Origin of the sequence: Chitinophaga eiseniae, from assembly GCF_012641265.1 — a bacterium.
In the GTDB taxonomy this organism is placed as follows: Bacteria; Bacteroidota; Bacteroidia; order Chitinophagales; family Chitinophagaceae; genus Chitinophaga; species Chitinophaga eiseniae_A.
The window spans coordinates 878,197-899,502 of sequence record NZ_JABAHZ010000002.1; the positions used below are offsets into that span (position 1 = coordinate 878,197).

Here is a 21,306-nt window from a genome sequence, read left to right on the forward strand (position 1 = left end):
TCTCTCCCGGTTCTTTATGGAGACACACTGTGTACAGCGGTTACGTATTATTATGGTATGTATGAGTCAGTACGTTTACTAAAACATAATAATGTTAACTATAAAGGTATTCCTTTTATTTAATATAAGGTCACAGCCCTACGCTTCTGTGTTTTGGCTGGGTAGTTGCCGGATGATTTTTTAACTTTAACAAAATACGGCTAATCTGATATGACAAATTTCATTTCCATATTTCCGCTTGGAGTGGTAGTGTACCCGGGAGAACAATTGAACCTGCACGTTTTTGAACCGCGGTACAAACAGCTGGTGGCTGCCTGCATTGCTGAGCAGAAGCCATTCGGCATTCCGGTGGTGATAAATAAGAAAATAATGGAATATGGAACCCTGGTGCAGATAAAGAAAGTAGAGAAAATGTATGATACCGGTGAAATGGACATTGTAACAGTAGGTGACCGCGTTTTCCGAATATTGGAGCAGGTAACCGAAATACCGGGTAAGCTGTATACCGGCGCCATCGTAAATTATCCGGATAATAATGAGGGCAGCCATCTGCGCTTATTGAAAGAGGTGTTACATGGCGTACGGGAATTACATGCGATCCTGCAAATTCACAAATCCTTTAAAAAGGAAGATACGGCGCTCCTGTCGTACGACCTGGCGCACCATGCCGGACTGTCGCTGGATGAAGAATATGAATTATTACACCTTTTTTATGAAGCTCAGCGTCTGGAGTACCTGAAGCGTCATCTGCACAAGGTAATTCCTATGATGGCTGAAATGGAACGCCTCAAGGAACGGGTGCTACTGAATGGACACTTCAGGAATTTATCTACAGATAATTTATAAAATTTGTAATATGATTATCTGTAGGGCTTTTCAAGCCTTTTTTAAGCCAACTTTAACGTGTATTTAACAGGTCGATTTTTGGTTTTTTTTGCTTCCCGCCTTAAAAAGTAGATATTTGCAGACCCATATTTGACAGGAATAAGGGCTTAAACTCAATTCTGTAACTCAATGCATTGGACAAAAGTCAGTATTCTTTGCTTGCTGGGCACCTTTTTCCTGGTAGCAAATAAAGTTAGCGCACAAGAGAACTCACCATATTCCCGCTACGGATTAGGAGATTTGAATAACAACCAGAATACCGTGAATCGTGGTATGGGAGGTGTTTCTCAGGCTTACAGCGATCCTCAGGCAGTAAACTTTGTGAATCCGGCTAGCTATTACAGCCTGGTATTAACCACCTTCGATGTTGGCATTGAAGGCGGAGCAAAATCTATTACTGATCAGGGAGCTAAGTTTAGTTCCGGGTTTGGAACACTCTCTTACCTGCAGTTGGGTATTCCGTTAGTAAGAAACAGATGGGGCCTCAACCTGGGTCTGCGCCCGGTTACCAGGGTATCTTACAATATTCAGCAAGGCTTTAACAGCAATTTTGGCGATACTACCAAATGGCCGCTTACCAACAAGTACGAGGGCAGTGGCGGGCTTTATCAGCTGTATGCCGGTACTGGCGTTCGTGTAGGAGATTTTAGCATTGGCGTAAACCTGGGCTATCTTTTTGGGAACGTAGAAAACAACACCCGTTTATTCTTCCCGGATCCTAACACCTACCCTTCCCATAAAATGAGCCGTATTACTTACAATAGCTTCTTTTATAAGCTGGGTTTGCAATACAGGGCTAAGCTGAATAAAGAAATGGACATGACCTTCGGTGTTACTGGTAGTATGAAACAAAACATGAATGCCCGCCAGGAAGTGCTGAATGAAACACTGATGTCGAATGGCGCCGGTAACTATACCAACCAGGATACTGTAAGCTATGTAAAGGGCAACAGAGGTAAGGTGGTTTACCCGGAAGAATTTGGTGGCGGTATTATGATCCGCAAATACGATAAATGGTCATTGGGTGTGGATTATACTTCCAATCAATGGCAGAATTTTAAAAGCTTTGAAGTAAAGGATTCTGCCTTGCAGAATGCCTGGAAGCTGGCTATAGGCGGACAATTTGTACCAAATGCAACAGCGCTCAGCGGTTACTGGAACCGGGTAGCTTATCGTTTGGGTGCCTACTATGGACAGGATTATGTGAAGTTGGCTGGTAAGAATATGCCAATGATGGGATTCACCGTTGGCGCCGGGCTGCCGGTACGCCGCATGCCTTACTCCAATCAGTACAGTATGCTCAATCTGGCTTTTGAAGTGGCACATCGTGGTAACAACCAAACCGTGTTAAAGGAAAATACTTACCGGATATCACTGGGCTTTACCCTTAGTGATAAATGGTTTATCAAACGTAAATACGAATAAAGTCTTTATTCATCAATCGTGGCGGAGATATAGGCAAAGTTTTAATATAAACTACGCTTATATCTCCGCTGCATTTCTACCAATAGCTGCGAATAGCTATCTTTGACCTATTATATGCTCAAATGATTAAAAGAGTTTGTTTATTTCTTATAATAGCCGTTGCCGTTAGTAGTTGTGAAAACGACTTGAAAACGGTAATGGAGTTCGATTCCAAGAAAGCGGCCACCGAAAACGGGGTCGATATTGTTACCATCTTCAGTCAGGGAGGGAAAGTGAACGCAAAGCTCCTGGCGCCCACCATGGAACGCAGCCTCGATAAGCCTTCTTATGTGGCGTTCAATAACGGTTTGCGAGTATTGATGTACAACGATAGCCTCGGCATAGAAAGTACCCTTTCTGCCAAAAAAGGGAAATACCTGGAAGCAGAGGGAAATGTGTATCTGACAGACAGTGTGGTAGTCATCAATAAAAAAGGTGAAAAGCTGAATACCAATGAATTAAACTGGGATCCCAAACGGAAGATCTTCTATTCTACCAAGGAAGTATTTATTACCACGCCTACTGATTCCCTACATGGCTGGGGACTCGAAGCCAATGAAGATTTTACTGAAAAGAAGATATTAAAAGTAAGTGGTCCTATTACTGTAGAGGATAGTACTGCCGTAAACTGATCAAACTAACGGAAGTTGTTATACGAAAGAACCCCACCTCTGCAGGTGGGGTTCTTTCGCTTTAACCTATTTTTTAACCTAAAATTTGGAGTAGAAAAGTCAATAATTATGCCAGTTTGCTATATAAAGCAGTTAGTTTTTTCCGTTCATAACATTTAAATCCAGCTGATTGTTATGCAAAGTCAGTTTATTTTTTCCACAAACATAAAGTATGGTTGGAGGTTGTGGGTCCCGATGGGGTTTGCTATATTGCCGGAAACAATTGAATAAAAGATGGAAACGATTACCTGGCCGGATTTTGAAAAAGTAGAAATAAGAGTAGGCACTATCCTCGAAGCAAATGATTTTCCCAAGGCGCGTAACCCCGCCTACCAGTTGCTGATCGATTTTGGACCTGAGCTGGGTCTGAAAAAATCCTCCGCACAAATTACCGCACTTTACCAGAAAGAAGACCTGGTCGGAAAGCAGGTAGTGGCTGTTGTGAATTTCCCTCCCAAGCAAATCGCCAATTTTATATCCGAATGCCTGGTATTGGGAGTAGTAGGCGATAATAAGGAAGTGGTGTTACTGCAACCAGATAAGAATGTAAAGAATGGCCAACGAATTGCCTAGTGGATTTTCAGTATTTACCATTTTATAACTGATTAATAATCCATAACAAATATTTTATAATTCTAATTCTAAATAATAATAATATTATTATTAAAATAATATAACAGTACATTATCCATTATCATCTGTTTACGAACAATAATTCATCGTTCACGGAAATGAAACCTAAGACAAATTTCTCCGGTATATCTTTGTTCTAGGTTTTTCATAGGATATGGTTAAAATTATTACAAGGGCGGTATTCTTACCAGCCCTTTTTTTATTCCTTCTCCCCTCACCGGGACTTTTAAGCCAAATATTTGTTTAAACACCTATTTGAACTGATAATCAACTTATTGGGGAAAAACAACGCATATTAAGTTATCATGAAGTATTTTTTACCCCCTTACGTTCACCCTCCTTTTTCTCGCGTTTACCGGATAAAATATACCGTTCACTAGAATGCACACTGCAGTGTCGCAAAAAACGGCCACCTTTGGTATAGGTTTTTCAATAAAGATATGGTTAAAATTTTTCGGGGCTGTAGTCTTGCAGCCCTGTTTCTTTTTTAGGACCTCCCACTTTTTAGTTCCATCTCCACTTATTTTTCCTGATCATTTAACATCATAAAATAGATAACGGCTTGATATACAGATACAAGCGTATGCTGTATACCAAGCCGTTTTTAGTTAACTACCAGTAAATTATTGCTGGAACTGGCCCGGGTAGGCTTTGCTCAGGAGGTTATTGTATATAAAGCGGTAAGATTCGCCGGCGGAATGTACACTTTTCAGTCCACCCCATCCATGGCGCTCGCCGGGATATACCATCAGCTCGAAATGTTTGTTCAGATTTTCCAGCTTGTCCACCAGCTGGATACAATTCTGCAGATGTACGTTATCATCCATGGTACCGTGGGTAATACGAATGAGGCCCTTGTATTTATCAGCATAGGTCATTACAGCTGTAGCTTTGTAACCTTCGGGGTTTTCAGCAGGAGTGTCCATATAGCGTTCGGTATAATGACTGTCGTATAACTGCCAGTCAGTCACAGCGAAATTAGCCATGCCATGAGTAAACACGTCCGCTCCGTAGGTAAGGGCCATACAGGTCATATAACCGCCAAAGCTGCCCCCGGTCATGCATATCTTGCTGCCATCGGCCCATGGCTGGGAACGCAGCCACATAGCAGCATCTATATAGTCTTCAATCTCATGTATACCCAGTTTACGGTGGATATAGTTCATGCCCATTTTGCCCAATTGTCCGCTGCTACGGTTGTCGATCGCTACCTGTATCACGCCTTCCTGCGCCCACCATTGCTGTACCGGGGTAAACTTCCAGGTATCATATACGGTACCGGCATTAGGTCCGCCATAAATACTGATCAGGATCGGATATTTTTTACCGGGCTCCATATGTACCGGCATGGTAATGGTGAGCGGTAAGGTAAGCCCATCGCGGGTTTTGTAAGTTTTTAATTCAGTTTTGGCCAGGTTGTAATTGTCAAAGCGCTCTCCTTTGCTGTCGCCCAGCTCACGTACTACCTTGCCATTATTATCTACCAATGCCATTTTTGAAGGCGTTTGCAGGTTGGAATAGGTAGTGATGAAATATTTGCCACCGGGCGCCATCTTGATACTGTTATTATAATCGCCGCTGGTAAGACGGGTAATGGCCGCGGTTTTCATATTTACCTTGTACAGGTCAAAGCGGGTAGAAGCCTCTTTGCGCGCGGTGAAGTAGATCACCTGGTTTTTGTCATCAATATCTATCACCTCTTTCACTGTCCAGTTACCGGAAGTAAGTTGTTTTTTCAGAGAGCCGTCCAGGTTATAGAGATAAAGGTGCGACCAACCGGTTTTATCGCTTTGGATCAGGAAGCTTTTGCCATTTTGTACAAAGGGCACTGCGTCAAACCAATCGATCCAGGTTTTTTGCTTTTCATCATAGATTTCTTTTTTGGCGCCGCTATTTGGGTTGATGCTATAAATTTTCAGGTTATCCTGGCCGCGGTTCATCCATTGTATGCAGAGTTGCTGGCTATCATCGGTCCAAAAGGGCATACCGAAGTATTGATCATCGTTTTCGTTGAAATCGGCCCAAATGGTGGCGCCACCGGAAACCGGTACTACGCCTACTTTCACAGCCGGATTCGGATCGCCTGCCTTGGGATAGCGGGTGTTTTCGAGGTAGCCGTGCTGACCTTTTTCGCTATAGATAGGGAATACAGGCACTTTGCTGTCGTTAAAATGCATGTAGGCAATCTGCCGGCTGTTGGGGCTCCACCAGAATGCGCGGTAGCGGGTGGGGCGACCCAGGATTTCTTCATAATATACCCAGGATGCCCAACCATTATAGATCACATCAGAACCATCGGTGGTATAACGGGTTTCCTTTTTGGTGGCTATTTCTACGCTGTATAAGTCGTTATTGCGGGTAAACGCCACATATTTTCCGTCCGGAGATAGCGTAGGGTTCTTCTCTTCGGCAGCATCGTTGGTTAAACGGGTGCTATTACCATCAGCGGCTTTATAGAAGACATCTTTATCGCGCACTTCCACACTGGGGCCATCTACAGGCGCTGTATAGATAGTGGCATTGCCGGTACGGGCATCAATCTGCCAGGCTTGCATACGGCCAGTAGCCGCGTCGGGACGCATTTCCAGGTAATGTTCACCATCTACCCACTCCCGGATAGCCGGCAGGGGCTTGCTGATATGGGTCGCTTTACCTTTAAATGCCTCTTCGAAAGTAAGATCCGGCTTTTGTTGTGCATCCAAATGGGTGGTGGCCAGCAGCAGGAGCGCTACACCACCAATGGAGGTTGGTTTTAACCATTGTTCGCTTCTCATAATAAATAGAAATCAGGCTGTTTTTTGTTGCTCTTAGCGAACGAAAATAAGCATAACTCAAAAATAGCCGCAACAATTTACACAAACGGACCTCCCGGAAAACCAGCCATTCGTCAAATACGACCAGATATGAAGGAATTCCCCGCATCTGGTAAATCTGGCTGTAAATAGCAGTAGAAGCGGCTATCTTTAAATTGGTTTTCATAGGATATGGTCAAAAAATAAGAGGGCTGTAGTCTTACAGCCCTTTTTATTATTTTTGCACTCCAATTGGCAATTACAACTTACTACATGACACAATTATCTGAGCAAGAGATTATACGCCGGGAAAAATTACAGGAGCTGCATAATTTAGGCATAGACCCCTACCCTGCAGCGGAGTACCCGGTTAATGATACTTCCGTTAATATAAAAACCAATTATTCGGAAGAAACTAAAGAACAATTCCAGCAGGTATGCCTGGCTGGCCGTATCATGAGCGTTCGTGATATGGGAAAGGCGGCATTTGCCGTTATCCAGGATAGCGTAGGCCGTATCCAGGTGTATATCCGCAGAGATGATATTTGCCCGGGTGAAGACAAAACGCTGTACGACGTTGTATTTAAGAAACTGCTGGACATCAGCGATTTTATAGGTATTAAAGGATATGCCTTTATTACCAAAACCGGCGAAACATCCGTTCACGCCACAGAAATCACTATCCTGGCCAAATCACTGCGCCCGCTGCCAGTGGTAAAAGCGAAAGAAGGTGAGGTGTTCGACGAAGTGACCGACCCGGAATTCAAATACCGCCAGCGTTATGCCGACCTGGTTATCAACCCGGAGGTGAAAGAGGTGTTCATCAAACGCACCAAAATCATGCAAACTATCCGCGATTTCTATAACAACCTGGGTTACCTCGAAGTAGAAACGCCGATCCTGCAGCCTATTCCGGGTGGCGCCACCGCGCGTCCGTTTATTACGCACCACAATGCGCTGGATATGCCATTGTACCTGCGTATTGCCAACGAACTATACCTCAAACGCCTGATCGTAGGTGGTTTTGAAGGTGTATACGAATTTGCAAAAGACTTCCGAAACGAAGGGATGGACCGTACCCATAACCCGGAATTTACCGTAATGGAAATGTACGCCGCGTACAAAGACTACGAGTGGATGATGCGTACTACGGAATCCCTGCTGGAAAAAATTGCCCTCACCTTACACGGTACCACCACAGTACAGGTAGGCGATAAAACAATCGACTTTAAAGCGCCGTTCCGTCGCGTATCTATGTATGAATCCATCCTGGAACATACAGGTATCGATATTTCCACAATGGAGGAAGCACAACTCCGCGAAGTGTGCAAGCAACTGGGCATTCACGTAGATCCTAAACTGGGTAAGGCCAAACTGATCGATGAGATTTTTGGAGAGAAATGTGAAGGCAACTACATCCAGCCTACCTTCATCACCGATTACCCGGTAGAAATGAGCCCGCTCACCAAGAAACACCGCAGCAAACCCGGTCTGGTTGAACGTTTTGAGCTGATGGTGAACGGAAAGGAAATCGCTAACGCGTATAGTGAGCTAAACGATCCTATCGATCAGCGCGAACGCTTCGAAGAACAGGTAAAGCTGATGGAACGTGGCGACGATGAAGCCATGTACATCGACTACGACTTCCTGCGTGCCCTGGAATACGGTATGCCGCCTACTTCCGGTATCGGTATAGGTATCGACCGTTTAACCATGCTGATGACCAATCAGCCCTCTATCCAGGATGTGCTCTTCTTCCCGCAAATGAAACCGGAACAACAGAAGTAAAGCACAAAGCGAAAAGCATAAAGCGAAAAGCTATTGTGGAGAACGACCAAAGCGATTTAAATATTCGCTAAGATCATTCTCCACAATAGCTTTTCGCTTTATGCCTTCTGCTATCCGCCCTTTCTGGCATTAAATTTTCTTAAACCGTTCATAAACCAAAGCACATCGTTAACTTTAAGTAATACTTACCAGTATCTTAAAAGTAGCCATATGAAAACAATCTTAGTACCCACCGATTTTTCAGATACGGCCTACAACGCTGCTACCTACGCTTTATCGCTGGCCCGGAACCTGGGAACAACCCGCATCGTATTGTATCATGCCTACGAGTTGATAGTGCCCATTCCGGATATTCCTACCATGATTCCCATGGTAAATCCAGACGACCTGCGGGCGGCCAGCATGGAAGGCCTGGAGAAAATGAAAAAGGAGCTGGATACATTGGTGCCACCCGGTTCTACATTGGTAACCAGGGCAGATAATACCCTGCTGGCAGCTACGATTGAGGAAGTATGTAAGAACGAAGGGGCGGATCTGATCGTAATGGGAATTACCGGCGGTAGTAAACTGGAAGAAGTACTGGTAGGTTCTAATACCATTGATGTGGTGAAAAATACCAGCTACCCCGTGCTGGTAGTGCCCGGAGGCGCAAAGTACAAGCCTATTGAAAAGATTGTATTTGCCGTAGACCTTCGCAAAATTGCAGAAACCACACCGGTAGAACCACTCAAAAAATTGCTGCATATATTCAATGCCGAATTACATGTCATCAACATCGACCATGAAAGCCGGCATTTCAGTACAGATACGCCTTTTGAAACCATGTTGCTGGATACCCTGCTGGAAGATTTCAACCCGGTATACCATTTTATCGATAATCCGGATGTAGTAGAAGGAATTGTTGAATTTGCAGAGGAAAATAAAGCGGATATCATTCTGACCATCCCTAAGAAACATGGCCTTTTTGAAAGTATTTTCAAGCGGAGCCGTACATCTAAACTGGCCTACCAGACACATTTACCGTTGTTGACATTACATGAATAATTTATACTTTTACAGATATTAATATTTATAATAACTATATGATTAAACGTTCATTATTAGTACTGCTGGGCTTTTGCTGCCTGCAGGCAACCCAGGCCCAATTCCTGAAGAAACTGAGTAAAAAACTGGAAAGTACTACTGCCAACAATAATGGCAGCAGCAACGGTTCCGGCAATTCGCTGGCTGCGTTAACCGAATCTGATGCTGGTTCCGCTATTAAGGAAGCCCTGGCAAAAGGCGTAGCGGCCGGTATCGCCAAGCTGAATAAAAAAGATGGTTTCTTTGGCAGTGATGTCTATAAATTATTACTCCCTGCAGATGCCGTGAAGATTGGTAATACCCTGCGGGCAATAGGTTTGGGCAGCCAGGTAGATAAGGCCATCCTGCAAATTAACCGCTCCGCTGAAAAAGCAGTGGGTTATGCGGCGCCTATTTTTGTGAACGCCATCAAACAAATGACCCTCACCGACGCCGTAAACCTGGTAAAAGGTGGCAACACGTCGGCGACCGATTTCTTTAAAAACAAAACAACGGATTCCCTGAAAGCGGCCTTTTCTCCTGTGATCAGGAAGACGTTGGACAGCACCAGTGCCACCCGTTATTATTCAGATATCGTGACGTCTTATAACAAACTGCCTACTACTTTCAATAAAGTGAATCCCGACCTGCAGGACTATGTAACCACCATGGCGGTAAATGCCCTGTTTGACCAGATTGCAAAAGAAGAAGTATCCATCCGCGCTAATCCTGCGGCCAGGACTACCGATTTGCTGAAAAAAGTATTTGGGGCAAAATAACTTGCATGCGCATAAAAAAAGCAGCGATGATCCATTCATCGCTGCTTTTTTATGCGCGTAATACTACAGCTGGTTTGCAGCTGCCGTGAGCAATACCTGCCAGGCCGCCGCTACTTTTCCATCATCCAGCAACCGCTTCGCATAATGGTGTAGCTCCTTTTCCATTTCATCGGGAGTAACACTATAGTATTGAATAATATTTTTGAGATGATCGTCGTGAAAGGAGGCATCTACAAAAGGAATCTCATGAACGTTGCCCAGTTGACCCAGGTTGTTGCCGGTGAGAATATGACTCTGCCGGATCGCCAACGGTAAGGCATCCACGCCAATACCCAATTGAGTATTGGGTTTTGCCACCTCAAACACGGCGTTGCCGGAGGCCCGGCAATAATAGTCGCCGCCCATGCGGGCTACCAGGTCTATTTTATGCGGATCTATTTTGCCGTGTTCGTTCAGAATGGCCTCGTTGATATGCAGCATCACCGGCTCACAAATTACCAGGTTGCCGGCTCCTCCACCCTGTCCGGTTTCAATTACCTGTTTTACAATACATTCCATTTGCACCGGGCTCTCTTTCACCCGGAATGGCTTTACCTTTTCGGAAACTATGGGGGTAAAGCCTGCTTTCTCAAATTCATTGACGCCCGCCGGGTATTCACAACTGGCCAGGGAGGCCTGTTGCACCATAGCATAGCTCACTACATTGATCACCACCTCTTTGGTAGCATATACATTTTCGAGTGTATGCTTCACCGTATTATCGCGTACCCTCCGGGAAGGCGAAAATATCAGTGTGGGTGGATTGGATCCGAATACATTGAAAAAGCTGAAGGGCGACAAATTGGGCCGGCCATCTGCATCCAGGGTGCTGGCAAAGCAAATAGGACGCGGCGCTACAGCGCCCAGCAAATAAGCATGCAGTTCACTTGTTTTTATCTGGGAAGGATCTACCTGCATACTATCCTTTTTTCTTGAGTGACAGTATCGAGAAATCACTATTCTCCCGGACAATGGTATTGGAGAGGATACCAAGACCGGTAATTTCCATTTCCACTACATCGCCGGGTTGCAGCCATTGCTCGGTATAGTCGGGATCGTTGAGCTTACCGGTACCGTTTAGCTCCAGGAAACAGCCGGTGCCCACCGTGCCGCTACCAATAACATCTCCGGGAAGAATGTTGACACCATAGGCACAGCGTTCTATGATTTCTGCAAAGGTCCAGTCCATATCGCCCATATTTCCATCGCTTACCGGGATACCATTTACCTTACAGGTCATTTTCAAGTTGTAGTTATTGCCGGTATGGCCTGGTTGGGCAGGCACTTTCAGCGATTCCAGTTCATCGGGGGTAACCAGCATCGGGCCGATCACGGTGCTGAAATCCTTTCCTTTTGCGGGTCCCAGGTTCAGCAGCATTTCTTCCATCTGCAGGGTGCGGGCACTCATATCGTTCATAATCATATAGCCGCCAATATAATCATCTGCTTCTGCAGCAGTGATATTACGGCCGGCCTTACAGATCACTACGGCTACTTCCAGTTCAAAATCCAGTTTCTGAAAGTGATCCGGCATACAGTGAATATCGCCGGGACCCTGGATAGCATTATGATTAGTAAAGTAAAAGATAGGATACTGGTCAAACTCCGGGATCATAGGCACCTTACGGTTGCGGCGGGCCGCTGCCACGTGCTGCCGGAACGCATATCCATCGCGGCAGGAGGTGGGAAAAGGTACCGGGGAAAGTAACTGTACACTGCCTACGGGAACACCGGTAGCCCTCGTAGGATTTTTACCGGCTTTCAAATGGGCATCGGCCTGTTTGGCGATGTCTATGACATCTTCCCACATCATCAGGAACATTCCCATATTATTAGGCAAATCAGGATGCAACTCCTGGGCATTGTACAGCAGCCCGTCTACCAAAATGGCCAGCTGGTCTGTTTCCTCTCTTAAATAACTTACTAATTTCATGGTTGTTGATAATTGTTCTGGTTGTATGAAGTACCAAATATAAGGAGGGCCTTTAAATGCGGGGGGTATTTTTTCATAAATTCTAAAGAGAAGTGCCCATCCTGGAAAATGTCTATAGAAAAATGCAGTTAGCAGCCAGGTAATTGCTTTATATTTATATACAGATCGATCGTATATGCGTTGCTGTTTACTATTCTTATTGTCCTGGTGTTACTTACTATCTCTACCAGCGCAGTCCCGCACGGATACCCTGCTGGAAAACCTGTTGAGGCGGGAAGGTTCTCCGGCCTTACAGCATATACTGCAATACCCCGATTCGTTTCGTTATCAGCTTATTTATACGCAAATTGACCGGGACACGAATAACTCGCCCCATTTTAAAAATTATTATCTCCATGTAAATGATAGTTTATATTACAATCCCGCCAGCACTGTAAAATTGCCTATTGCCCTGTTGGCATTGGAAAAACTACATGCGCTGAATATTCCCGGGCTTACTGGTAATACGCCCATGCTCACCGATAGCGCCTGGACCGGCCAAAAAATAGTCCACACCGATAGTTCTTCGGCCAATGGCCTTCCTTCTATCTATCATTATATTAAAAAAATATTCCTTATTAGCGATAACGATGCCTATAACAGGCTGTACGAGTTTATCGGCCAACAGGCTATCCATGAAAAGCTATGGGGAAAGAATTATGGCAAAGTACGTATTGTACGGCGATTTATGCCATTGTCGGAAGAGGAAAACCGGCATACAAATCCTATTCGCTTTGAAGCTAACGGGAAGCTGGTATACGAACAGCCAGCTGCATACGACACCCTGGCTTTCGACTATAGCCGTAAAGTGTTTATGGGGCATGGCTACCTCGACAAAGACGATAAGCTGATATTTTCGCCAATGGACTTTACCAGGCACAATTATTTCCCGCTAACGGCCTTGCAGCGTATGTTACAGGCAGTATTGTTTCCGGCTTCCGTACCGGTGGCGCAACGATTCAACCTCAGCCCGGAAGACTATCGTTTTCTATACCAGTATATGTCGCAATACCCTTCAGAAACGCAGTGGCCGAAATATGATACGACGGAATACTTTAACAGCTATACCAAATTCTTCTTTTTCAAAGATGGTAAGCGGAATATTCCTCCGTATATACGTGTATTTAATAAGGCCGGCTGGTCATACGGTTTCCTGACAGATGCGGCGTATATCGTTGATTTTGAACACAAAGTTGAATTTATGCTCACCGGGAACCTGTATGTTAACCGGGACGGCATTTTGAATGATGACAAATACGAATATGAAGAAGACGGTTATCCTTTTTTCAGGGAAGTGGGAGAAATTATTTACAGATATGAATTACAACGCAAGCGGAAGCATATACCCAACTTGCAATCATTCCATATTGGTTACGGGGAGTAGCATAGCTACCAGATAAATATTATTTATAACCCAATAGGCCGGTTTGGTGTTCGGAATAATACATGAAGGTTGTATTTTTGCGTTCCATCAGGTCATATCTGAAATGAACATTGTTTTTGACGTGGCTGTCTGGGAGTTATAAGCAAGGTTTTATTCATATCCCGTAACTGCATTCTAAACCTCGGAGTTATGAAATTTGAAAAGATTAAGAACAAAGGACAGGCAAGATTATTTGAAAGCCAGTATCTGGAGATGCTTACTAAAACGCATCCACTCGTGATCTGGGGATTGTATTTACCCATTATTGGCTATATGCTTTACTATAGTCATGACACGCTAGGTTTTTCACCCAGTACGGTATTCGGCGTGTTTATCGGAGCAATGGCCTTCTGGTCATTCTTTGAGTATATTATGCACCGGTTTATATTCCATTTCGCAAGCGATAAGCCTAAAGTACAGCGCTTTATTTATGTGATGCATGGCAATCACCATGAATACCCCAGGGATAAGCAACGCTTGTTTATGCCGCCGGTACCCAGCCTGATATTGGCGTCTGTTATATTTGGCGCCCAGTACATTTTTCTGCGCCAGATCACTTTTATGTTTTTCCCGGGCTTTCTCCTTGGATACCTGATTTATGGTAGTATGCACTATGCTATCCACGCCTGGAATCCTCCTTTCAAATTTATGAAGCCCTTATGGCGCAACCATCACCTCCATCACTATAAGAGCGAAGAGCTGGGATTTGGTGTAAGTTCTTCTGTGTGGGACCGGGTATTTGGTACTGGGTTCGACCTGGATAAGGAAAAAGAAGATAAGGAGAAGGTAAAAGAATTGATGTTTTAATATCCCGGTGTGACGAAGAAAGAAGGGGTTACCATCTTTCTTCGTCATCCGGCAGATGTTCCTGTTTATAGGTAGCTCTGGAGATAATTTTCTGTAATTGCCGCGCTATGATGAGCGCTGCAATTGGTTTATAGGGATCGGCCCCGGTTGCGGCAGCCATGTCCAATATTTCTTTCACTTGCTTTTCTGATACATCCACCCGGTACAGCAGGAATATAAACTGCTGAAAGTTTTCACTGATCAGTATTTCCAGCCTCTTCGCCAGCATTTCTTCCAATTGCTCAGCACTTACCTGTACGGGTACACTAATGTCGAAGTGTTCCTGCGTCCACAGCGCTGTTTCCTGGAGATATTGGGCGGGTACTGTCGTCATTATTTCATGCGTTTAATTTTGTAGGAGGCATTGGTCACCACTTTCACCGGCACTTTCAGGTCGTGTTTAATGCGTTTGGCCTTATTGACTTTATAGGTATAGTCGCCCGCCATATCTGTGTTTTGTACGCAAATGCGGGGTAATCCGCTGCCACGGTCTATGAGATAGTTGGAAGAGGTAGTGCCGCTGATTTCGGCGGTAGCTTTAATATCATCTTCGAGGGTCAGCGTTTGCACCTTATCTGTTTTTATTTTGTTGGTACCGCCTATTTTCGCGGTTTCCGCATCCCAGGTTTGCAGGTTCCAGTATAGGTCTACCCTGCCTACCAGGCCGCCGCGCAGGGGCACGTTTTCTTCCCATTGGGTACCTGTTTTAATGCCATGGGCAGGGTACATAATGAGCAGTTGTTCCAGCCAGCCCTGGAAGGCATCGGTGCCAAACTGGTCTTTCATCAGCTTTTTATAGGCTTCCTGTTCGTCTTGCTTCAGGGAGCTGAAGGCACTGGCAGCATTGTCAAGAATGGCGTCTAAACCGTCTACCTTATTGATAATACCACTGGTTTGTATCTCCACCGTAAAGGGTTGGTCCAGTACCTTTTTCAAACCTGCCTGGAAAGGTTCTTTATCGTTGGTCACCTTCGCATCCACGAAGATGTTTTGGTTTTTGGCGTTGAAATTAAATTTCAGGTCTTTGTAACGAAAAGTGAGGGTGGTTTTACCGGGCTGTATATCGGTCACGTCAATGCTGATGATATTGTTATAGTCCCGGGTGGTACGTTGCATTACTTCATTTACCGTCATATACGTTTCGCTCCTGCTTTTCTGTTCCAGTTCAAACAGCTGGCCTTTTTCAAAGCGGTATTTCAGGTCTACGTATTCCTGTGCCCTGGCGGATAAGGCCAGCGTTACAACCATTGTCATCAGTCCCAAAAATCTTTTCATTACTTTTTCAATTAAATCAAACATATTTCTCAATGACGCCAAGACCGAACAGGGCAAAATCATATTTTGCCGGATCGTCGGAGTCCAGCTTTCTGAGCTGGTGGGTGAGTGCGGCGGCTGTTTTCCAATCAGCTTTCGCCTCCGGTATTAACCCCAGCCTGGCGGCTACCCTGCTCACATGTACGTCCATTGGGCATACCAGTTGAGCTGGCGATATGTAACGCCAAAGCCCAAAATCCACGCCATTTTCATCTTTTCTTACCATCCAGCGCAAATACATGTTCAGTCGTTTACAGGCCGAGTTTTTGGCAGGAGTGGCAATATGTTTACCGGTTCTTTCTGGGTGTTCTAATGCAAAAAATACTTTCCGGAATCCTATCAGGGCCTTTTCCACGTTTTCATCTTCCGGCGTAAGATGTGCGCTGAAGGCAAATTCCAGCGATGTTACGTTGGTATAATAATGCTGGAGAAACTCTACGAAATAAAGGAGGTCCAGGCCATTGAAGGTGCGGTGACAGAACGAAAGTAATTTCATCCGATCCATGGGTTGATGATGACGGATAAAGTCATATGGTGCGTCATCCATCATCTTCATCAGTTCCGTGCACTTATTGATAATGCTGGTTCGGTTGCCCCAGGCCAGTATAGCGGCAAAGAGTCCGGCAATTTCAATATCCTGCAGTACACTGAACCGGTGCGGTATGCAAATAGGATCATTTGCAATAAAGTCCGGGTGATTGTAGTGTGCAGCCTTAGCATCTAAAAACTCCCTTAGTTTCTGGATCTTCATAAGTTAAATCACGTGTATCACCACCTGCCTTTCCCGTTGCCCAACGGGAAAGAGGCTGGATATGGTTAGGGTAAATATTTACGCTCCGGTAAAGATAATTTTTACCAGATAAGAATTAAAATTATTACTACCCAATAGCGCTAGCCAGATCTTCGGTGAGGTCGCCGGCGTCTTCAATACCCACACTCAAACGTATCAGGGAGTCGACCAGCCCGTTTTTTACCCTCTCTGCACGGGGAATAGAGGCATGGGTCATACTGGCAGGGTGGCCAATCAACGATTCTACCCCTCCCAGTGACTCCGCTAGTGAAAACAGGTGAGTATTACTGAGTATACGGTTGGCAGATTCTATATTATCGTCTTTCAGGGTAAAAGACATCATACCTCCAAAGCCACGCATTTGTTGTTTGGCAATTTCATGATTGGGATGGTCGGTAAATCCAGGCCAGTATACTTTATCTACTTTAGGATGATTGCGAAGGAAATTGGCTACCACTACACCGTTTTCACAATGACGCTGCATCCTCACATGCAAGGTTTTGATACCGCGCAATACCAGGAAGCAGTCCTGTGGGCCCGGTACTGCGCCGCAACTGTTCTGGATAAAATAAAGCTGCTGGGCAAGAGCTTCATTTTTTACAATGATGGCGCCATGCACTACGTCGCTATGGCCTCCCAGGTACTTGGTGGCAGAATGCAAAACAATATCTGCTCCCAGGTCCAGCGGATTTTGGAGATAAGGAGAAGCAAAGGTATTGTCTACGCAGAGCATCAATTCACTTTTTCTTGCTATCTGGGCGCAGGCAGCAATGTCAATAATCTTCAAAAGTGGATTGGTAGGCGTTTCCAGCCAGATCATTTTGGTTTGGGGAGTGATATGCGCTTCAATGTTCCGGGCATCAGACATGTCTATAAAATTGAACCGGATGCCATAGCGTTCAAATACCTTGGTAAAAATACGATAAGTACCTCCATACAGATCGTTGGTAGCAATCACTTCATCGCCGGGATTCAGCAGTTTCATTACCGCATCGGTGGCCGCCAGCCCACTGCCGAAAGAGATACCATGTGTCCCATTTTCAATGGCAGCCAATGCATTTTGCAGGGCGTCGCGGGTCGGATTTTGGGTCCGGGCATATTCATAGCCCTTATGTACCCCCGGTGCGCTCTGCACATAGGTAGAAGTTTGAAAAATAGGCGTCATAATAGCGCCGGTGGAAGGATCGGGGGCTACACCTGCGTGTATGAGTTTGGTTCCCAGCTTCATGTCTTAAAGTTTTAAATGATCAATTTCTGGTGGTTTCCAAATATACTTTAGTTTTTGTGATTGAACAGGCCTCAATTGATGAGAGGGAACACTTGTCCATTTTAGCTAATATTATGATATGATCGTATAAATTGAAGCGGTTACGAACATTTTTATATCGTTCACCAATTAGCCACTCACCGGTAAGAATAATCCGCCTACTTTCGTAATAGGTTTTTCATAGGATATGGTTAAAATTCTTAAGGCGGTATTCTTACCGCTTTTTCTTTTTAAGTAAAATGCTACTACATAAAATAATTGAGGCGAAGAGAAAATATACTTTTCTCTTCGCCTCAATAGCTTTATAAGCAGTGCTATAATTACTTTTTCTTCGCCGGTGTATCCGACCATTTGATAGGCAGGCTAACGCTTACCTTATCCCAGGCAATGATCAGGTTGGCGCCCGGATCGCCTTTTTCAAACACCATGGTAAAAGCCTCTACAGGAGTATCGAGCGACACTACCGGCAACGCGGTTCTTACAATATCTTTTTTCTGGTCATATTTAAAGGCGCCCCATATATCAGTTTCTTTATTCAGGATGATGGTCCAGGTTTTTTCTGTAGGGATGGCATACAGCGTATACCGGCCCTTGGGAATCCCTTTACCGGCAATGGTTACAGGGCGGAAAAATTCAATCTCGGTAGCTTCGTTGGCTCCCAAACGCCATATTTTACCATATTCTTCCAGGTTGCCAAAAATTTCCCTGCCCTTGGTTTGCGGACGGCTGTAAATAACCCTGGCTACCAATGATCCTGGTTCGCCTTTTACTTTTACAACATACGGGTACATTACCGGGTAGTAGGCCATATCCATAGGGCTGGCATCGAGTGGTGGTAGTTTTTTGTCCTGCGCCATGGCGTTTAGACTGAGTAAGCCTGCTGCAAAGGCAAAAAGGAGAACTTTGTTCATCATCCTGGAAAGCTTTTTTCTGTAAATGTAATGGGCGCAAACCTACCTATTTTTAGGGAATCAGAAAAGAACGCATCCGCCTTTTAACAAGCTGTTAGCGGTTTTCCATTTGTAACCAGTTTTCTGCATGCGCCTGTAAGGCAGGGAAAAATTCTTCATAACACATTTTCAATGCATTATAGTGTTCCATGAAAACAGCAAATACCATATTCCCATCTGCCTGCAGATACTTGGCCCGCCTTGCTACCCCCCTGATGGCACGGGAAATTCCATCGGTAGTATGGTAATTATACAGCCAGTTATAGGTTTGCATATGGTCGAACATCTGGAGAAAAGACGGTGGTAAGATGGCTGCCTGCCGGTTAATTTCACTATAAACGTAATGCGCAAACGAATACAGGTCATCATTACTGAAACGACTGGTATCACTGGCCAGGAAATGGTCGTATACGATATCTGTAAACACGCCGCTATATAGCCCGCAGGACGGCCTGAAAAAAAGTTTAGCCTTGCCTGTTACCGGGTGTTGATCTGTAAATGTATCAATAGCGCGGTGTAACCGGATACCCTGCTGTATATCCGCCGGGAAAGCCGACAAATGTTTATGACCCTTTACAAAATCAGCGATAAGATTACCGGTAAGCAGCCCAGGTTGCCGGAAAGAAAGATAAGCGTGAGCCAGGTGGTTCATAAAAGCAAGGTACGCATTTATACCAAATAGGGCGGAATGCGAAGTGAGCTGGACCTCAACGGGTTAGGATTCCTGGTCTTTATTTCCAAAAGTCATTTGTTAACGGAAAACTTATCCATTTTAACACTTTCTTAACTCAGCGCCATGCAACATTGGCAAGTTGGCACCAACAGACATGCTATGGCTGGTCTGAATTGCCGGGTGTTCACCACCGGTCAGGCGGACGTCCATAAGCGGATAGCTCAACTAATCTAGTGCCTCCACCAGTAAAGTATACCTTGACCACTGGCCACTTCCCGGCGTAGCTTTGACTCATCAAATCAAAAACATCAAAAACAAAAAATCACTAACAACATAAAATTTTTCCGCCATGAAAAAGATTATCCTCCTCGTTGGTGCTGCCCTGTTACTGAGTGCAAATGTACTTTTGGCCGCACCTTATGAAACAACTGTTAATAACAAGATTAACAGCGCATTTAATGAAGCATTTACCGGCGCCACCAACGTAAAATGGTACACCGAAGATAACAGGACATATACCGCAAAATTCACGCTGAGCAATACCAAAGTAACTGCCTTCTATAAAGAAGATGGCTCCCTGGTGGCTACTTCCCGCTACCTGCAGGCCGACCAGTTGCCGCTGAAAGTGTCTGCCCGGTTAAACAAAAAATTCCCCGGCAACAGCATCTACTGCGTAGTAGAGTATACCGCAGAAGATAGCGTGGTTTACTTTGTTACCCTGGAAAGCAGCGATACCTGGACCGTAGTTAAAACTGACCAGGAAGCCAATTTCAAAATACAAAGCCGCCTGAAAAAAGCTTAGTTTTAGTAGTGTTAAAAATACAGGGCTCATCGCTTTTGCGATGGGCTCTTTTGTTTTATACACAGTACCCATCCCCTTCAAAAATTATCTTAACTTTGCCCCCTGTTAAGGCTTATTAGCCAGACTGTTAATGTATAAACGATTAAATGACATGAACAAGGGACCCGTTTCTCAATTTATCCAGCACCATTACCGCCACTTTAATGCCGCTGCATTGGTGGATGCTGCCAAAGGATATGAAACACATTTACTGGAAGGTGGTAAAATGATGGTGACATTGGCCGGTGCCATGAGTACGGCTGAACTGGGCATTTCTTTCGCAGAAATGATCCGTCAGGGTAAAGTAGATATCATCTCCTGCACCGGTGCAAACCTGGAAGAAGATATCATGAACCTGGTAGCACATACACACTATAAAAGAGTTCCAAACTATCGCGACCTGAGCCCGCAGGAAGAATGGGACCTGCTGGAACAAGGCTTTAACCGTGTTACCGATACCTGTATCCCGGAAGAAGAAGCTTTCCGCCGCATCCAGAAACATATCTATAAAATCTGGAAAGAAGCAGAAGAGAAAGGCGAACGTTACTTCCCGCACGAATTTATGTACAAACTGCTCCTGAGCGGCGTAATGAAAGAACATTACGAAATCGATCCTAAAAATAGCTGGATGATTGCCGCTGCAGAAAGAAATATTCCTATCATCGTTCCAGGATGGGAAGACAGCACCATGGGTAACATTTTTGCTTCCTACTGCATTAAGGGCGAACTGAAAACATCTACCATGAAAAGTGGTATCGAATACATGATTTTCCTGTCTGAGTGGTACCGCGCTAACTCTGCTGGTAAAGGTGTAGGTTTCTTCCAGATTGGCGGTGGTATTGCAGGTGATTTCCCTATCTGCGTAGTACCTATGATGTACCAGGACCTGGAATGGACAGATGTACCTTTCTGGAGCTATTTCTGCCAGATTTCTGACTCTACTACCTCTTACGGTTCCTACTCTGGTGCAGTGCCTAACGAGAAAATTACCTGGGGTAAACTCGATATCCACACGCCTAAGTTTATTGTAGAATCGGATGCTACCATCGTAGCACCGCTGATATTTGCCTATATCCTGGGTTGGTAACCCGGGTGAAGATAAAGTTGCATGCAGCGG

20 protein-coding genes are annotated in these 21,306 nt (G+C 44.8%); 11 read left to right on the forward strand and 9 right to left on the reverse strand.

The window, feature by feature from the left end; all coding sequences use genetic code 11:
• Positions 1-210 precede the first annotated feature (210 nt).
• The 4 genes from HGH91_RS11235 to HGH91_RS11250 all read left to right on the forward strand — a co-directional run bounded on the left by HGH91_RS11235 (position 211) and on the right by HGH91_RS11250 (position 3,593).
• The gene (locus tag HGH91_RS11235; protein ID WP_168738529.1) at positions 211-846 is read left to right on the forward strand and encodes an LON peptidase substrate-binding domain-containing protein; all 636 of its coding nucleotides are present in this window, start codon (positions 211-213) and stop codon (positions 844-846) included.
• Positions 847-1,014: 168 nt separating this feature from the next.
• Positions 1,015-2,310, forward strand: coding sequence for a hypothetical protein (locus HGH91_RS11240; protein ID WP_168738530.1), 1,296 nt, complete (start codon positions 1,015-1,017; stop codon positions 2,308-2,310).
• 122 nt (positions 2,311-2,432) lie between these two features.
• Positions 2,433-2,981, forward strand: coding sequence for an LPS export ABC transporter periplasmic protein LptC (gene lptC, locus HGH91_RS11245; RefSeq protein ID WP_211092261.1), 549 nt, complete (start codon positions 2,433-2,435; stop codon positions 2,979-2,981).
• 273 nt (positions 2,982-3,254) lie between these two features.
• Entirely contained in the window at positions 3,255-3,593 is a 339-nt protein-coding gene (locus HGH91_RS11250) for a tRNA-binding protein (RefSeq protein WP_168738532.1), read from the forward strand.
• Between the two features lie 683 nt (positions 3,594-4,276).
• On the opposite strand, the gene HGH91_RS11255 is transcribed toward HGH91_RS11250, so the two are convergent.
• The gene (locus HGH91_RS11255; protein WP_168738533.1) at positions 4,277-6,427 is read right to left on the reverse strand and encodes a S9 family peptidase; all 2,151 of its coding nucleotides are present in this window, start codon (positions 6,425-6,427) and stop codon (positions 4,277-4,279) included.
• 291 nt (positions 6,428-6,718) lie between these two features.
• On the opposite strand from HGH91_RS11255, the gene lysS reads away from it, so the two are divergent.
• From lysS to HGH91_RS11270, 3 genes are all read left to right on the forward strand, one after another.
• A complete protein-coding gene (gene lysS / locus HGH91_RS11260) occupies positions 6,719-8,233 on the forward strand; it encodes a lysine--tRNA ligase (RefSeq protein WP_168738534.1) in 1,515 nt (504 codons plus the stop codon).
• A 210-nt stretch (positions 8,234-8,443) separates the two neighbouring features.
• Complete coding sequence (locus HGH91_RS11265) at positions 8,444-9,277, forward strand: universal stress protein (RefSeq protein ID WP_168738535.1); 834 nt, start codon at positions 8,444-8,446, stop codon at positions 9,275-9,277.
• 38 nt (positions 9,278-9,315) lie between these two features.
• Positions 9,316-10,074: a DUF4197 domain-containing protein gene (locus HGH91_RS11270; RefSeq protein WP_168738536.1), complete on the forward strand. Its 759-nt coding sequence runs from the start codon at positions 9,316-9,318 to the stop codon at positions 10,072-10,074.
• A 63-nt stretch (positions 10,075-10,137) separates the two neighbouring features.
• Here HGH91_RS11270 and HGH91_RS11275 read toward each other — a convergent pair whose 3' ends face one another.
• The gene (locus HGH91_RS11275) at positions 10,138-11,031 is read right to left on the reverse strand and encodes a flavin reductase family protein (RefSeq protein WP_168738537.1); all 894 of its coding nucleotides are present in this window, start codon (positions 11,029-11,031) and stop codon (positions 10,138-10,140) included.
• 1 nt (position 11,032) lies between these two features.
• Positions 11,033-12,046, reverse strand: coding sequence for a fumarylacetoacetate hydrolase family protein (locus HGH91_RS11280; protein WP_168738538.1), 1,014 nt, complete (start codon positions 12,044-12,046; stop codon positions 11,033-11,035).
• Between the two features lie 175 nt (positions 12,047-12,221).
• Here HGH91_RS11280 and HGH91_RS11285 point away from each other — a divergent pair, with 175 nt between their 5' ends.
• Both HGH91_RS11285 and HGH91_RS11290 read left to right on the forward strand, forming a co-directional pair.
• Entirely contained in the window at positions 12,222-13,469 is a 1,248-nt protein-coding gene (locus tag HGH91_RS11285; protein ID WP_168738539.1) for a serine hydrolase, read from the forward strand.
• 189 nt (positions 13,470-13,658) lie between these two features.
• Positions 13,659-14,315 (forward strand): sterol desaturase family protein, encoded by a 657-nt coding sequence (locus HGH91_RS11290; protein ID WP_168738540.1) that lies wholly within the window; start codon positions 13,659-13,661, stop codon positions 14,313-14,315.
• 28 nt (positions 14,316-14,343) lie between these two features.
• Here the strand turns inward: HGH91_RS11290 and HGH91_RS11295 are convergent, their stop codons facing one another.
• The 6 genes from HGH91_RS11295 to HGH91_RS11320 form a co-directional block, all read right to left on the reverse strand.
• Positions 14,344-14,688: a hypothetical protein gene (locus HGH91_RS11295; RefSeq protein ID WP_168738541.1), complete on the reverse strand. Its 345-nt coding sequence runs from the start codon at positions 14,686-14,688 to the stop codon at positions 14,344-14,346.
• The gene (locus HGH91_RS11300) at positions 14,688-15,629 is read right to left on the reverse strand and encodes a DUF6263 family protein (protein ID WP_168738542.1); all 942 of its coding nucleotides are present in this window, start codon (positions 15,627-15,629) and stop codon (positions 14,688-14,690) included. Before HGH91_RS11300 ends, HGH91_RS11295 begins: the two co-directional genes overlap by 1 nt.
• Before the next feature lie 16 nt (positions 15,630-15,645).
• Positions 15,646-16,419, reverse strand: a complete 774-nt coding sequence (locus HGH91_RS11305) for a TIGR02757 family protein (RefSeq protein WP_168738543.1) — start codon at positions 16,417-16,419, stop codon at positions 15,646-15,648.
• Between the two features lie 127 nt (positions 16,420-16,546).
• The gene (locus HGH91_RS11310) at positions 16,547-17,686 is read right to left on the reverse strand and encodes a cystathionine gamma-synthase (RefSeq protein WP_168738544.1); all 1,140 of its coding nucleotides are present in this window, start codon (positions 17,684-17,686) and stop codon (positions 16,547-16,549) included.
• Positions 17,687-18,045: 359 nt separating this feature from the next.
• Positions 18,046-18,639 carry a DUF2911 domain-containing protein gene (locus HGH91_RS11315; RefSeq protein ID WP_247651711.1) on the reverse strand — a complete coding sequence of 198 codons (594 nt, stop codon included), beginning with the start codon at positions 18,637-18,639 and terminating at the stop codon, positions 18,046-18,048.
• Positions 18,640-18,730: 91 nt separating this feature from the next.
• Complete coding sequence (locus HGH91_RS11320; protein ID WP_168738545.1) at positions 18,731-19,327, reverse strand: ACP phosphodiesterase; 597 nt, start codon at positions 19,325-19,327, stop codon at positions 18,731-18,733.
• Between the two features lie 370 nt (positions 19,328-19,697).
• On the opposite strand from HGH91_RS11320, the gene HGH91_RS11325 reads away from it, so the two are divergent.
• Both HGH91_RS11325 and HGH91_RS11330 read left to right on the forward strand, forming a co-directional pair.
• A complete protein-coding gene (locus HGH91_RS11325) occupies positions 19,698-20,150 on the forward strand; it encodes a hypothetical protein (protein WP_168738546.1) in 453 nt (150 codons plus the stop codon).
• A gap of 151 nt (positions 20,151-20,301) precedes the next feature.
• Positions 20,302-21,276: a deoxyhypusine synthase family protein gene (locus HGH91_RS11330; RefSeq protein WP_168738547.1), complete on the forward strand. Its 975-nt coding sequence runs from the start codon at positions 20,302-20,304 to the stop codon at positions 21,274-21,276.
• The last annotated feature ends 30 nt before the right edge of the window (positions 21,277-21,306 follow it).

Bases quoted from the DNA above. Each gene is read 5' to 3' on its own strand.
- HGH91_RS11300 (WP_168738542.1), bottom strand. From the start codon at position 15,629: ATGAAAAGATTTTTGGGACTGATGACAATGGTTGTAACGCTGGCCTTA.
- HGH91_RS11315 (WP_247651711.1), bottom strand. From the start codon at position 18,639: ATGATGAACAAAGTTCTCCTTTTTGCCTTTGCAGCAGGCTTACTCAGT.
- HGH91_RS11235 (WP_168738529.1), top strand. From the start codon at position 211: ATGACAAATTTCATTTCCATATTTCCGCTTGGAGTGGTAGTGTACCCG.
- HGH91_RS11330 (WP_168738547.1), top strand. From the start codon at position 20,302: ATGAACAAGGGACCCGTTTCTCAATTTATCCAGCACCATTACCGCCAC.
- HGH91_RS11305 (WP_168738543.1), bottom strand. From the start codon at position 16,419: ATGAAGATCCAGAAACTAAGGGAGTTTTTAGATGCTAAGGCTGCACAC.
- HGH91_RS11275 (WP_168738537.1), bottom strand. From the start codon at position 11,031: ATGCAGGTAGATCCTTCCCAGATAAAAACAAGTGAACTGCATGCTTAT.
- HGH91_RS11290 (WP_168738540.1), top strand. From the start codon at position 13,659: ATGAAATTTGAAAAGATTAAGAACAAAGGACAGGCAAGATTATTTGAA.
- HGH91_RS11270 (WP_168738536.1), top strand. From the start codon at position 9,316: ATGATTAAACGTTCATTATTAGTACTGCTGGGCTTTTGCTGCCTGCAG.
- HGH91_RS11250 (WP_168738532.1), top strand. From the start codon at position 3,255: ATGGAAACGATTACCTGGCCGGATTTTGAAAAAGTAGAAATAAGAGTA.
- HGH91_RS11265 (WP_168738535.1), top strand. From the start codon at position 8,444: ATGAAAACAATCTTAGTACCCACCGATTTTTCAGATACGGCCTACAAC.
- HGH91_RS11320 (WP_168738545.1), bottom strand. From the start codon at position 19,327: ATGAACCACCTGGCTCACGCTTATCTTTCTTTCCGGCAACCTGGGCTG.
- lysS (WP_168738534.1), top strand. From the start codon at position 6,719: ATGACACAATTATCTGAGCAAGAGATTATACGCCGGGAAAAATTACAG.
- HGH91_RS11325 (WP_168738546.1), top strand. From the start codon at position 19,698: ATGAAAAAGATTATCCTCCTCGTTGGTGCTGCCCTGTTACTGAGTGCA.
- HGH91_RS11295 (WP_168738541.1), bottom strand. From the start codon at position 14,688: ATGACGACAGTACCCGCCCAATATCTCCAGGAAACAGCGCTGTGGACG.
- HGH91_RS11285 (WP_168738539.1), top strand. From the start codon at position 12,222: ATGCGTTGCTGTTTACTATTCTTATTGTCCTGGTGTTACTTACTATCT.
- HGH91_RS11280 (WP_168738538.1), bottom strand. From the start codon at position 12,046: ATGAAATTAGTAAGTTATTTAAGAGAGGAAACAGACCAGCTGGCCATT.
- HGH91_RS11240 (WP_168738530.1), top strand. From the start codon at position 1,015: ATGCATTGGACAAAAGTCAGTATTCTTTGCTTGCTGGGCACCTTTTTC.
- HGH91_RS11255 (WP_168738533.1), bottom strand. From the start codon at position 6,427: ATGAGAAGCGAACAATGGTTAAAACCAACCTCCATTGGTGGTGTAGCG.
- HGH91_RS11310 (WP_168738544.1), bottom strand. From the start codon at position 17,686: ATGAAGCTGGGAACCAAACTCATACACGCAGGTGTAGCCCCCGATCCT.
- lptC (WP_211092261.1), top strand. From the start codon at position 2,433: ATGATTAAAAGAGTTTGTTTATTTCTTATAATAGCCGTTGCCGTTAGT.